General features: G+C 39.9%; 12 protein-coding genes and 1 tRNA gene. 10 read left to right on the plus strand and 3 right to left on the minus strand.

From position 1 onward, the window contains the following. Positions 1 to 31 precede the first annotated feature (31 nt). The 8 genes from ACRHOZ_RS17695 (at position 32) to ACRHOZ_RS17730 (ending at position 6,607) form a co-directional block, all read left to right on the plus strand. Positions 32 to 514 carry a nuclear transport factor 2 family protein gene (locus ACRHOZ_RS17695; RefSeq protein WP_431128462.1) on the plus strand — a complete coding sequence of 161 codons (483 nt, stop codon included), beginning with the start codon at positions 32 to 34 and terminating at the stop codon, positions 512 to 514. A gap of 6 nt (positions 515 to 520) precedes the next feature. Continuing rightward, complete coding sequence (locus ACRHOZ_RS17700; RefSeq protein WP_431128464.1) at positions 521 to 1,102, plus strand: DUF2911 domain-containing protein; 582 nt, start codon at positions 521 to 523, stop codon at positions 1,100 to 1,102. A 1-nt stretch (position 1,103) separates the two neighbouring features. Then, on the plus strand, positions 1,104 to 1,817 hold the full coding sequence (locus tag ACRHOZ_RS17705) for a hypothetical protein (protein ID WP_431128467.1): 714 nt from the start codon (positions 1,104 to 1,106) through the stop codon (positions 1,815 to 1,817). A 301-nt stretch (positions 1,818 to 2,118) separates the two neighbouring features. Beyond that, positions 2,119 to 2,313, plus strand: coding sequence for a hypothetical protein (locus tag ACRHOZ_RS17710; protein WP_431128470.1), 195 nt, complete (start codon positions 2,119 to 2,121; stop codon positions 2,311 to 2,313). A gap of 12 nt (positions 2,314 to 2,325) precedes the next feature. Beyond that, complete coding sequence (locus ACRHOZ_RS17715) at positions 2,326 to 2,895, plus strand: helix-turn-helix domain-containing protein (protein ID WP_431128473.1); 570 nt, start codon at positions 2,326 to 2,328, stop codon at positions 2,893 to 2,895. A 431-nt stretch (positions 2,896 to 3,326) separates the two neighbouring features. After that, on the plus strand, positions 3,327 to 5,585 hold the full coding sequence (locus ACRHOZ_RS17720; protein WP_431128475.1) for a heavy metal translocating P-type ATPase: 2,259 nt from the start codon (positions 3,327 to 3,329) through the stop codon (positions 5,583 to 5,585). A gap of 20 nt (positions 5,586 to 5,605) precedes the next feature. Next, positions 5,606 to 5,818 carry a heavy-metal-associated domain-containing protein gene (locus tag ACRHOZ_RS17725; RefSeq protein ID WP_431128478.1) on the plus strand — a complete coding sequence of 71 codons (213 nt, stop codon included), beginning with the start codon at positions 5,606 to 5,608 and terminating at the stop codon, positions 5,816 to 5,818. Positions 5,819 to 5,833: 15 nt separating this feature from the next. Then, entirely contained in the window at positions 5,834 to 6,607 is a 774-nt protein-coding gene (locus tag ACRHOZ_RS17730) for a zinc-dependent peptidase (protein ID WP_431128481.1), read from the plus strand. A gap of 193 nt (positions 6,608 to 6,800) precedes the next feature. Here the strand turns inward: ACRHOZ_RS17730 and ACRHOZ_RS17735 are convergent, their stop codons facing one another. After that, positions 6,801 to 8,339, minus strand: a complete 1,539-nt coding sequence (locus tag ACRHOZ_RS17735) for a Fic family protein (protein WP_431128483.1) — start codon at positions 8,337 to 8,339, stop codon at positions 6,801 to 6,803. A 1,410-nt stretch (positions 8,340 to 9,749) separates the two neighbouring features. On the opposite strand from ACRHOZ_RS17735, the gene ACRHOZ_RS17740 reads away from it, so the two are divergent. Beyond that, positions 9,750 to 10,331 (plus strand): Crp/Fnr family transcriptional regulator, encoded by a 582-nt coding sequence (locus ACRHOZ_RS17740; protein ID WP_106144836.1) that lies wholly within the window; start codon positions 9,750 to 9,752, stop codon positions 10,329 to 10,331. A gap of 190 nt (positions 10,332 to 10,521) precedes the next feature. Beyond that, positions 10,522 to 10,917 carry a YybH family protein gene (locus ACRHOZ_RS17745; RefSeq protein WP_431128487.1) on the plus strand — a complete coding sequence of 132 codons (396 nt, stop codon included), beginning with the start codon at positions 10,522 to 10,524 and terminating at the stop codon, positions 10,915 to 10,917. Between the two features lie 901 nt (positions 10,918 to 11,818). Here the strand turns inward: ACRHOZ_RS17745 and ACRHOZ_RS17750 are convergent. Together ACRHOZ_RS17750 and ACRHOZ_RS17755 are read right to left on the minus strand one after the other, a co-directional pair. Next, positions 11,819 to 13,081: a tyrosine-type recombinase/integrase gene (locus ACRHOZ_RS17750; protein ID WP_431128489.1), complete on the minus strand. Its 1,263-nt coding sequence runs from the start codon at positions 13,079 to 13,081 to the stop codon at positions 11,819 to 11,821. Positions 13,082 to 13,123: 42 nt separating this feature from the next. Next, positions 13,124 to 13,196: transfer RNA gene (locus ACRHOZ_RS17755), tRNA-Met, on the minus strand. Between the last annotated feature and the right edge of the window lie 244 nt (positions 13,197 to 13,440).

Below are 13,440 nucleotides of genomic sequence, written 5' to 3' on the forward strand. Positions count from 1 at the left end.
AAAAATAATGAATAACCTTAAAACGATAAAAATGAAAAGAATCAAAATCATTTTCTTACCATTGCTGGCCGTACTGGCATTAACAGCGGTCAACGGCCAAGAACCTTCGATATCCTCAGAAGAAGAGGCTGTGGTCGCAATCATGAAGAAATACAAGGAAGCCTTACAAAACAAAACCACCGAAGGCACTTTTGAACTGTTCTCCGCAGATTCAAAGGTGTTTGAGCAGGGAGGCATTGAAGGTACCTATGCGAATTATATCGAACATCACCTAGGGCCTGAACTTTCACACTTCAATCGATTTGAGTTCTCCGATTATATCATTCAAGTCGAGGTAGGTCTTCCCTATGCATTTACTACGGAAACGTACACCTATACCATAGAACTTCAAGCTGAAAAAGGCACATCACCCCGCATTATTAACAGAAAAGGGGTGGCCACCTCAATATTGAAAAAAACTGACGACCAATGGAAAATAATTAAAACCCACTCATCTTCAAGAGATAAAAGGTAACCGTAAATGAGTCGATATATTTATTTAGGCATCGTATTGTTTGTCCTTCTTTCTACAAATTGTAAAGAGCAGAAAACCAAGTCATTGCCAGATCAATCGAAAGGAGCAATAACGACCGAACCTCCAAAAAAAGTATTAAGCCCACTTACTTCGACAATGGCAATGATAGGTGATGCCCACATACACATGGACTATTCATCTCCAGGGGTCAGGGATAGAATCATATTTGGTGGTCTATTGGCTTATGACCAAGTCTGGCAAGCAGGAGCACATATGGCTACTTGGATAGAAACAAATAAAGATTTACTAATCGATAATAAAATACTTCCGGCTGGGAAATATGGTTTTTTTACGATTCCATCAAAAGAAGAATGGACCATCATTTTCAATTCCAATTGGAACCAACACGGAAAAGACGAGTACGATGAAAAGGAGGATGTTCTTCGTTTTAAGGTAAAACCCTTGATTTCGGATGAATTGACCGAACATCTAGAATATCAAATCAACAAGGTTAATGATAAAGAAGGTGCAATTTCATTGAGTTGGGAGAGAGTATCTATAGAATTCAATTTTAAGGTAAATAACTAATATGGTAAATAGGCACTCAGCCCAGAAAATAAGAAAAGTACATCGGTATCTTGGAATTTTCTTAGGAATCCAGTTTCTGATGTGGACCATAAGTGGCATGTATTTTAGCTGGACGGACATTGACGAGATACATGGTGACCATTTCAAAAAGGAGAAAGTAAACCAAACCGGATTTAGCAACCTGTTGGGCACACAAAGTCTCCAACTACAGGATCCAATAGAATCATTGGAGTTGCTTGAAATTGCCGGGAAGCCGTATTACTGGATCAACAAATCCAAGCTCTACGACGCGAAAACAGGTGAGTTGAAAACTAAAGTTACGCAGCAAGAAGCTTTACAGGTTGCAGAAAGGTATATGCTTCCAGAACTTCAAGTGGCTGGGATTCAAATAGTCAATACGGTGGGAGACCAACATGAATACCGTGGTAGGCTCCTGCCTGCTTACGAAATTACTTACGACACTCCTCAGAACCTTAAAGCCTACGTGGCGGTGAAAAATGGTGCATTCCAAACGGTCCGACACCGAAACTGGAGATGGTTCGACTTTTTATGGATGACCCATACAATGGACTATCAAACACGTGATGATTTCAACACCACTCTGCTAAGGGCATTTTCATTGCTTGGATTGATTACGGTTCTGAGCGGATTCTTATTATGGTTCGTGAGTTCACCAACTGTTAGAAGGTTGAAAAAGACCAAAAAAGTGATTTGAAGCTTAATGTGAAGGATTCAAAGCGGTATGGGAAGAGTGATTTGTTATGGAAGATAAGTGTCAAGAAAATGAAAAGAAAAAGAAACCAGTGTCCTCAGAAAGGGTTTCCTGGCAAAAGGAGGGCCTCTATCTTTTTGTTTCAATCTTTATACTATTTGGAATATACTTAACGATCACGCATATTCTACTTGCCCTTTTCGGGAAGTAAAATTTTTGATTCACCTGAGATGACACGGAGCGTTGCGCTTGGGAATCATGGAAGATGGCCCTGATTACAATTTGTATGATAAATAGTTGAATAATGAGCGATAGTAGAAGAAACAGAAGAAAGGAGGAGAGGGATTTAAAAAAAGTCAAACCAAACCCCGAGAAGGAAAGAAAGGACAAGAGGATAAAAATATACGGTATTTTGGCCTTGGTCTTGTTTTTTATTATAGCGGTAATCGCCATTTTCTTTAAGGCCATGTGGGAATTCAGAGCTAAGTACGGATTTTAGTTTTTAAATATTATGAAGTCGATTTTATACATAAAAAATATGGTCTGCCCTCGATGTATCATGGCCATTGAAGAAATTTTGGATAAAATGGTAATTCCGTATACCAATGTCACCTTGGGTGAAATAACGCTAAAAGATGAACTTATGGGTGAAATTAAGGAAGAATTGAAAAATAGGCTTGAAAAAATCGGATTTACAATCATCAATGACCGTAAGGGACAGCTCATTGAACAGATGAAAAATCTGGTTATAGATAAGGTTCATCATTCCAAATCACTCGATGGTGTGAAGTGGCCCGAATATATAGCAGAAGAATTGAATCTAGATCACAAGTATTTAAGCTCGCTGTTTTCTTCTGTAGAGAGCATCACTTTTGAACAATACATCATAAATCAAAAAATAGAAAGGGTCAAGGAATTACTGATTTATGATGAACTGAGCTTAAAGGAAATTGCTTATCAATTGGATTACAGTAGTGTTGCCTATTTAAGCAACCAGTTCAAAAAAATCACTGGGATGACACCAACGAAATTTAAGAACAGTGCCATTCAAAACAGAAATTCTTTGGATGACGTACACTAATAGATTCCCTTGTAAAGGAGTAAGATCTGCAGTAGGTGTTCTTAATTGTGTGAAACCAATTGGTCCTAACCGCTAGAAAACGGTCCATTCCCAAGTTTGAAGGACCGCTGACCGAGGAAACAGAGAATCTTACTAAATGAAGGGCAGTTCATTGCACCTAAGATTTCGCTTGTATCCAAGTTCAAAATACCGGTCAACTTACGTCGAGATATTCTTAACTTGTCATGGATAATACTTCAAAAAAGGATAAGGTCGAACCTGATTTAAAAGTTATTGCCGAATTCAATAAATCAATCGCCGGTTGAGAAGAAGTACATGATGAGGGACAGCAGGTTGTTTTTTCAGGAAATTCTACAACTCTTTCAGCGAATAACGTAACAGCTTTGTCGTGTTCAATTCTGAAATTTGTCTATCAGAAAATGGAATTTAGAATGGAAACGACCAATATACTCGACAACAAGAACAAAGAACAAAAAACAGGAACAAAAAAATCCTTTCCAGTAACGGGTATGACCTGTGCCGCCTGTGCCAGTAGTGTGGAGTCGATTCTTTCCCATACTGATGGCGTCAATAAGGCCACTGTAAATTTTGCCAGCAATTCCGTATTGGTGGATTATGATGAAAACATTCCTGAAGAAAAACTTCAAAACGCTTTACGCGAAGTGGGTTATGACATCATTATTGATGCCCAAGACCCCGCCGAAGCCCAACAGGAACTTCAGCAGCAACATTACAGGGATATAAAGAAACGTACCATCTGGTCGGCTATTTTAACGCTGCCGATTTTCGTTCTCGGGATGTTCTTTATGGAATGGGAACCTGGCAAATGGATTTCGTTGGTATTAACCGTTCCTGTTTTATTTTGGTTTGGGCGTAGTTTTTTTATCAATGCCCTCAAACAGGCCAAATACGGAAAAGCCAATATGGACACGTTGGTGGCATTGAGTACAGGAATTGCCTTTCTTTTCAGTGTTTTCAATACCCTTTTTCCCGAATTTTTACTGAGCCGTGGTATTGAACCCCACGTCTATTACGAAGCCGCAACCGTTATCATTACCTTTATTTCCCTTGGAAAATTATTGGAAGAAAAGGCAAAATCGAACACTTCTTCGGCCATTAAAAAATTGATGGGATTACAGCCCAAAACGTTAAAGATTATTGAAGGTGGAGAAGAAAAGGAAATTCCTATTTCTGAAGTTCAGGTTGGACAAACCATTTTGGTGCGACCTGGTGAGAAAATTCCTGTTGATGGTGAAGTTTCAAAAGGGAGCTCTTATGTAGATGAAAGTATGATTACTGGGGAACCTGTTCCAGTACAAAAATCCAAAGAAGAGAAGGTGTTTGCTGGTACCGTCAATCAAAAAGGAAGTTTTCAATTCAAGGCAGAAAAAGTAGGCGGGGAAACCTTATTATCGCAAATCATTAAAATGGTGCAGGAAGCGCAGGGTAGTAAAGCACCCGTGCAAAAGTTGGTCGATAAGATAGCGGGAATATTTGTTCCCATCGTATTGGCCATATCGATTATCACGTTTATCATTTGGATGTTCGTCGGTGGCGATAATGCTTTCTCGCAAGCTTTATTGACTTCCGTAGCGGTATTGGTCATTGCCTGCCCCTGTGCTTTGGGATTGGCGACACCAACTGCAATCATGGTAGGAATAGGAAAAGGTGCGGAAAACAATATTCTCATTAAAGATGCTGAAAGTCTGGAGCTTGGCCATAAAGTCAATGTGGTAATCCTTGACAAAACGGGTACGATTACTGAAGGTAAACCCCTAGTGACGGATATTCATTGGGCTGAGAATAATGAGGACACAAGGAAATGCGCACAGATTCTTTTGGCAATAGAATCACGGTCTGAACATCCGCTGGCCGAGGCCATGGTCAACCATTTTAAGGAACAAGGGGTTCAAACTACCGAAATCACTTCCTTTGAAAGTATCACGGGAATGGGCGTTAGAGCCGAATTAGAAAATGGGACGCAGTATTTTGTAGGTAACCATAAATTAATGGTTAAGAATGACATTCAAATCGATGCTGCATTAAAAGAAGCATCCGAAAAGCTCGAAGACGAGGCAAAAACGGTCATATTCTTCGGCGATGATACGCACGTGTTGGCAATCCTTGCTATCGCGGATAAGATCAAGCAAACTTCCAAAAAAGCGATTGCCACACTACAGGATAAGGGAATGGAGGTCTATATGCTCACGGGGGACAACAACAAAACTGCTTCAGCGGTAGCCCAACAAGTAGGGATAACCAACTACCAAGGGGAAGTATTGCCCTTGGATAAAGCTGCTTTTGTAGAAAAATTACAGGCAGGTGGAAAAATAGTGGCTATGGTGGGCGACGGTATCAACGATTCCCACTCCTTGGCGCAAGCCGATGTAAGTATCGCTATGGGCAAAGGGTCTGATATTGCGATGGACGTTGCCAAAATGACCTTGATAACCTCAGATTTACAATCTATCCCCAAAGCGTTACAATTGTCAAATAGAACTGTTTTGGGCATCCGTCAAAATCTGTTTTGGGCATTTATCTATAATATTATAGGCATCCCGATAGCGGCAGGCGTGCTATATCCGATCAATGGCTTTCTGTTGGACCCAATGATAGCAGGGGCTGCAATGGCTTTCAGTAGCGTTTCGGTTGTCGCCAATAGCCTACGGTTAAAACAAATAAAACTATAACAATTATAAATTCAGAAACTATGAAAACATTAAAATTCAAAACGAATATCAATTGCGGTGGTTGTGTCACTAAAGTAACCCCATTTTTAAACCAACAAGAAGGGGTAGAGGATTGGGAAGTGGACACCACTAATCCTGATAAGATCTTGACCATTAAAAGTGATGGTGCTTCGGAAGAAGCGGTGAAAGCTACCTTACAAAAAGTTGGGTTTAAGGCAGAGTCAGTAGCGTAATACCCTCAATTTGATATGGCTTACGTTATCCCCTTAGGTGTCATTCTTCTTTTGATTGTTCACTTTTACAAAAAAGCACAACGGCTAAAGGTGCAGCCTTTTCCAGAGCATTGGCACGGACTGTTGTTGGATAACGTGCTATACTATCGAAATCTTTCAAAGCAAAGGCAAGTGTTATTTCAACAGCGAATGATGCAATTTTTAAGTGAAGTCTATATTGATGGCGTACAATTGGAATTGCAAGAGCTCGACAAGATTTTGATTGCCGCAAGTGCTGTGATACCCGTTTTTGGCTTTCCAGGATGGCACTATACCAATTTAAGTGGAATACTGTTATATCCAGACAATTTCAATGAGGATTTGCAATTTAGCAGTAAAGATAAGTCACGTATTATTGGCGGAATCGTTGGAAACGGACGTTTTGAAAAGCAAATGATATTATCCAAGAAAGCATTATATCATGGCTTTAAGAACCAAAGCGATAAAAATAATACGGGCATTCACGAATTTGTACATCTCATTGATAAACTCGATGATTTCACGGATGGAATCCCAGAACGGCTGATGGAGCACCAATACACAATTCCATGGTTAAAACTGATCCACAAGGAAATGGAAGCCATCAATGCCAATAAATCCGATATAAGAAACTATGGCGGAACGAATGAAGCGGAATTTTTCGCCGTGGCCGCCGAGTATTTTTTTGAGCGACCTGATTTGCTCAAAAGAAAACATCCCGAACTTTATAAAATGTTGGTGAGGTGTTTTAAGCAGGAACCAAAAAAGTGAGAATGGCTCTGGAAGAAAAAAATATCAGGTCAATAGCAAAGAAATTAGCTAGTTGATAATTACTGGCAACTAAACTCAAATAAAAAGTCACAAAAAGACTGCTTTTTGTCATTATGTGAAGCAGAAATGAATAAAAAAGAATTACTGATAATTCTCAATGTTTCTCATCACAAAAAAATTATGAACCCCCTTATTAAAAGACTGAAGCATAGAATTTTTCAATGCTTTCAATTTCCTCTAGGGACAATTGATCAAATTCTTTCGTCTTTTTGTTTTTTGACAGTTTTCCGCTGTTTTGGTTGAGAAGCTTGATCAACAGGTCCACTTTGTTGTTGGGCAAATTAACCAACGCGTTGATTTGATGGGTCATTTGGTCATATTTTTCCAGAAAATCCAACTCTTCGGGTATTATCTTCTCAATGGTCTCTTCGACACATGTATAAAGAAACTCTGTCTGCGATGTGGCATCAAAATAGCGATAGAGGTCAATGGTGTCGTTCAAGATTTCAACGTTGTGGTCAGGGGTTGGCTTCCATTCGATTAGATCAAGTCTTGGTGATGAGAAGTGCTCCAGAATATTTTGGTACTCTCCGATTCGATTCAGTATAGCTGCCGAAATCGGAAAAATCATATCTCTCTGGGTGTAGCCCATGCGGACCAAAATGTGATGTATGATATATCGATGTATCCTGCCATTTCCGTCGGAAAGAGGGTGGATGAACACAAAACCAAAAGCGACACTGGCTGCCGCCAAAACTGGGTTATAGCCACTGCTTTGCAATAGGTTGTTGGTTTCAATCAACCCACCTAGCAGTGATTTAAGGTCTTCTGCCTTGGCTGAAATATGGTCAGGCATCGGAAGTAAGCTCTCACGGTCATGTTCACCAATAAACCCTTCACCTTTGCGGATGCCCATGTGCTTCAATTTTTTGGTGCCGATTACAATATCCTGAAGACGCTGTACCTCGTCAATGGTCAACGGTTTTTTACCTGCTTGCCCAATAGCCTTGCCCCAATTTCTGGCTCTCATGTTTGGAGGATATTCCCCCTCGATGGCAAAGGATGCCTTCGAATCTTTCAACAAAAGAAATGCGGCCGTTCTGCGAATCAAATCCTTGTTTCTTCCTTTTAACCCTTTTTCCATGATTTCAGGAAATTTTGTTAACGTGAAAGCCTCCAGTTTTTTGGTCTTACGTATCATGGGACAAAATTCCCTGGTACCGGGCAAGTTATTCTTTACCCGATGCCTCGTACTATTTTCAACAGGACCCACATATTGATGCTTGGGGTTTACAACTTCAACATAATTCCCGGTTTTTAAATCGGGAATGTCTAACGTTTTATCGAAAAGCCATTCATATAGGAACCAAATCCTTCTGGAATATTGGCCAGTAGGCTCGTTCTGCATCATGCTCATTACAGGGGTATCACCGACTGCTAAAAAAAACTCTTTTAAAATGAGCAAATCAAGACCTTCGTACTTTAGCGCAAAAGTGAGATGGCCAATGGCACTATCCTCGGGCATATACCGTTTTGCAAATACCTGCCATTGCGGCGTATTGTACCGCTGTTGTTTTTCTGTTATAATCGCAAGTCGCTCTGGTAGCGGCAATCGTCTATTTCTTGTATCCTCGATAATTTGTAGCAGCCAACCATACCCGATCAAAATTCCTTCCTCTGGTAAGACCCTATCGTGAAAATTGATTTTTTTTCGTGAAAATGGATTACTCATAATTACGTTTCATGAAATATAATTACAAATATAGCATGAAAGTCGGTTACTTTTCATGAAAAACAGTTATAAATGGCAAAATAACATGAAAACGTGTTTTATGTTTATGAAAAAGAGTTGGGCTAAACTGATAAGCCTTTCCAATTTCAATAAACCGACACTTTTTGGTGTGGATTATGGAGCCAAAAGCGATGCTTATTTCTGATATATCTTTTGAAAAGAATTCAATCAAAAGAGATTGATTCGCTTAGTACTTAGGTGGTGATATTGAAACTACCGCCTTTTCTATGCGCCAATAGTTTTACGAGATAGGCCATTGTCGGTGGTAAAGGTCTCATAACTGCCATGACCAGAATTTATACGTAGCTCTTTAATGCGTTTCGCAATAGCTTTCCTTCTTTTATGGTTGTTTGGATTCATCTTCGGGGATGAATTCCGATAAAACGACATAATAAAATTACGTCCTAAAGAGCATGCCATCTCACAATCTATTATAAATTTACAAGTACTATTTTATTCATTGTTGCAGAGTTGTGTAATATAAACCGGATATCCAATGGTCGATGGCAATATCCCTTCGGGCACGCAAAAGTATGTGCGATGGGGGACTCCTTTTGCCCATCACCATCGATGGGCTTTGTAGATTATTAAAATTGGACCCCAAAAGGACTGTGGAAATTATGACAATCATTGCCAAGTATATCGTAATCCTCTTCGGCATTTTCCCTATTGGAGTTTGGTTATTAATACTCCTAATACCAACAGAGGCAAGATAGAATTTGCGGAAGGCTGGTAGTACTAACTTGATAAATTACTCTGAGATTACGATTTGTATGATACCTGCCGCGGGACTCGTCATTTATTCAAAAAATTCAAAATTTCCAGAAATATCCAGCTATATCGGTTGGTTCATGATGGTAACCTCTTTGGTTTTATTGTTCGTACCATAAAGGCTTCATCATGCATATGAAGCAATGTGCGCTAACATACCAGCCCCTGTACTAATTAGAATAATACCTCCTTTTCCATTAACTTTTGGAGTAGACATATTCTATTCAGTGGCTTAAATCAAGCGTTAGGAACATAGTCATAATCATGGACGATGTACAAAATTCGATATGGTACATTGTCTTGTTTAGCACTCTAGCAAAAAATTTGCATAACGTCCCGCTTATCTCAATTAAATAAGCTCAGAGACCACTGCGCCACATTTAGGCGTCGTTGATGGCAATGTTCCGGGGCTGTAAATGGAACAATTTCCGGAAATTTATGTATTTTCCAAGAGGGTTACCTTCAATTACCTCTTTGAGGCACTTCCACTTACGATAAATCAAGTTGATTAATTGGTTAATTTTATTCTCCTGCAAGATATTTGATTATCAGTCATATGTAATTGTGAAGCAAATTGCAATGAATACAAAACTACTTATAGAGTACTTCCACAAACTTCTTCCGTTGGATGAAGAAGAAATGGCCGCCGTTGATAGGTTTTTCAAATTAAGAAAAGTTAAGAGAAGACAATTTATCCTTCAAGAAGGAGGCGTAAGCGCGGTTAATACCTTCGTAATTGAAGGCTGTTTCCGAATGTTTATGGTTGACGAAAATGGAAAGGAACATAATCTTCAGTTTGCCATAGAAAATTGGTGGATCGGTGACATTGGAAGCTTTCATAGTGAAGAGCCATCCCGACTTTATATTGAGGCATTGGAGCATTCAACAATTCTGCAAATAGCCAAAGAAGAGCAACTTAGACTTTTTGTTGAATTCCCAAAATTCAACCGAATTTTCAGGGTATTGACAGAGAATGCTCTTGTGAGCGCCCAAAGAAGAATTCTACACAATATTAGTTCTACTGCAGAAGAACGATATCTTGATTTTGTAGAACGATACCCGTATTTTTTCCATCGAATTTCTAATGTTCAGATTGCCTCTTACCTTGGTATGACACCTGAATTCCTAAGTACCATTCGAAAGAAACTCGCAAAATCTTAAAATACCTTAAGGTTATTTCTTAAACTGCCTTATAGGCTAGCTCAATGTGGTTCCCTGAACTTTGTTTAGAACAAAATTGAAAATCATGAAACGTTTAGTAGTACCCGCTTTGACCTTACTTATAGTAATGTCGTGTGGTCAAAAACAAAATCAAGAATCAAATCAATTGTCTAAACAAAAAACTGAAATCATGCAAAAAGAGGAAAAGCAAAAAATTGAAAATTTATTGAGCAAATATGAGAAGTCATTGAACACTTCGGATGCCAATTTGGCCCAATCGCTCTACACAAAGGACGGTGTTTTTATGCCCACAGAGGCGCCTTCGGGAATAGGTTCGGAAGGCATTTTGAAATCCTACGAATTCGTCTTCTCGCAAATCCAACTAAATATTGAATTCTTCATTGAAGAAATCCAAGTGGAGGGAAACATGGCCTTTGCTGTCACCAGTTCAAGAGGAACCGTTAAAATCCATGCAAATGGAGTTGAGGTGCCCGAAACCAATAGAGAACTTTTTGTGTTTGAAAAAATAGGTGGAGCATGGAAGATTGCCCGATATATGTTCAATAAAACTGAACCAAAAGAATAGTGAGATTGCTATTATGCTGGTTCAAACCCGCAAGGGTTGAGTATCTGATTGGTATTTCGATCAATGGGTTAAACAGAGGTGCTTTAAAAGAATTTATCTTTTAAAGCACCTCTGTCTTTTTGCTATCGGCAAAATTTCCACTGTCCCCAGAAACCAAAAATTGAAGGACTTTTTCCACCCTGAAGAAAGCGACTTGCGTAATGATATTTATGATTGGGTTCCTTTTTTTTTTACATAATAGTTTGCTTCTCGCTCTTTTATTTTCAAGCCCTATTATTTTGCGTTCACTGATTAGGTTGCATTCAAACTCGACAATTGCAGCAAAAATCTACGAAAGGAAATTTTCCATTTGCAGACTTTGTATCAAATTTTGGTTTGCTCAAGCTTTTGAAGTAAACACCGGCCACCATTGAACTTATCTATGAGTTCGATTTTTTTTTTCAAGGAACGGAAAACTCTATCATTTTTTTGGAAGCAATAACGGTGTCTCCTTGATTCATATATTTAATCAGTTCGTCAAGGCCTTTTTAATTGTTCCTTGCGACACTGGTAACGTCCGAGTAGATCTCTTCACATCTACTTTTGTTTAGAAATCGATGTGGGTTACCAGATTTTGCTCCTTTGTGGATATCCTTGCAAATCCAAATTTCATGGTCGATATCGTTATTCGGCCTTTCAAGGGCCATTTATTACTGTAGATGGGTGGTTGAAAAAAAAGGTAATCTGTGATTTAAACTAAACAGCGTATGTCATGGTGTCTAAGTACTTGACTTCTGCAAGTCTTGGTACAATGAAAAAGAAACAAATCCGCGGTTTAAAAGAGTCAATCCAAAAAAAGTATGAATTCATATGCCATACCCAATCAATAGGTACATTTCTAGTATTTCCAATGAATTTTGTTTTAAGAAAGGTACCCGCTATAATCCTCCGGGAGCTCCGCATCGATATCCCTGAGATATGCGATGAGGGCCTTTAGCGTGGAATGGCCAGTAATCAACATTAATTTGTCCCTGGTTTCTGTCTGGGAATATTCTTTGCGCAGCTGTCGGTAAAGTTTGGTGATAAAGGTATGCCTAAAGGAATACAGGGTATAGTCCGTGCCCAGCTGGAACGATTTTCCATGTGCTTTCAAAAATTCATTGTACTTGGCCTTCAGGTCCTTGAACCTTTTGGTGAAATAGTCCCTTCTGCTTTCTTCCGATGATTCCCACGGTCCGGTGCCCTTGGGGGTGAACAAAAAATGGTCGGAACTGGAAAAATCCAGTTCCTGGATTTCGTTGATGACGATATTTGGGATAATCTTGGTCTTGACCAATTTGTTCTTTGCCCTTACATGGAGTAGCTTTTGCTTTACGTTGATGTCCCCTAACCTGAGACGGCAAACTTCTATGGGGCGCAGGAAATTATAGGATATGAACTTGATAAAGAGCAAAAGGATCGGGTCGTGCTCTTCCATGAAGCGGAACATACCGTCAACGATCTCCAAGGAATAGGTCTTGTTGCGCTTTGGGTTCGATTTCAGGACCTTGATACTGGCCACAAAGTTCCTTGGGATAATATCGTTGGCTTCCAGCTCTGCGAACAGGGCACTGAGGACCACCCTGGTATTGTTGCGGTTCCTGGCACTGCTGGCCTTGAGTATCCCATTCAGGTAAGCGTTCACCAGTTTCTTGTCCAGTTCCAGTATGTTCCTATGCAGGGAACCCTTTTTTTTGAGGTACCTTTTAAACTGGCCCAGCCGACTGCGGTAGTCCCTATCGGAGGAGTTGCTCAGGGAAGTTTTCTTGAGCCCATAGGCAAAATCCAGTGCCGCCTCCACAGAATATTTGTTCTCGGCCCTGAAGTTGGAGTTATATGGGGAATAGCCGTTTTTAAGGGCATCGTGGAGCGCCTCCCGGACGAGTTCGAAATGCATCAGGCGTTCCTTTTTGTCCTTGTACCTGCGGTTGAACTTCATGGTGATGTTCGGCTGTCGGACCATACGTGGGTTTCCGTGCCGGTCCTTAAGCTCGGGGTGCTGGTAGGAGTAATAGATGTACCATCGTTTTGAGAGGTCGAAGGACTTTCCCCCGTGGTAGAGTTTAGGCTCGGTATACTTCTTGCTGATGCCCATTTTTTGTGCGGTCGCGTGTACGCTTTGCAATATACCAAAAAAATAATCCATTGAATTTAGATTTAAAAATCTGGTTTTCAATGGATTATGAAGTAGCGGGAACAGGACTCGAACCTGTGACCTTCGGGTTATGAGCCCGACGAGCTACCTACTGCTCTATCCCGCGATGTGGACGGCAAATATACAACCGTTTTTCCTTTATTTCCAAATTTAGTGAGACCTTGATTTGAAAAACGTAGTGAATTCAAATCAATTGGTCGAACTAATGCCGAGCTTGGCTCGGTATCTTTTAGTGGTTTGCACGTGTTTTTTAACCTTGATTTGAAAAACATGGTGAATTCAAATCAATTGGTCGAACTAATGCCGAGCTTGGCTCGGTATCTTTTAGTGGTTTGCACGTGTTTTTTAAC

The organism is Flagellimonas flava, from assembly GCF_050617915.1.
Lineage (GTDB): Bacteria > Bacteroidota > Bacteroidia > Flavobacteriales > Flavobacteriaceae > Flagellimonas > Flagellimonas flava_A.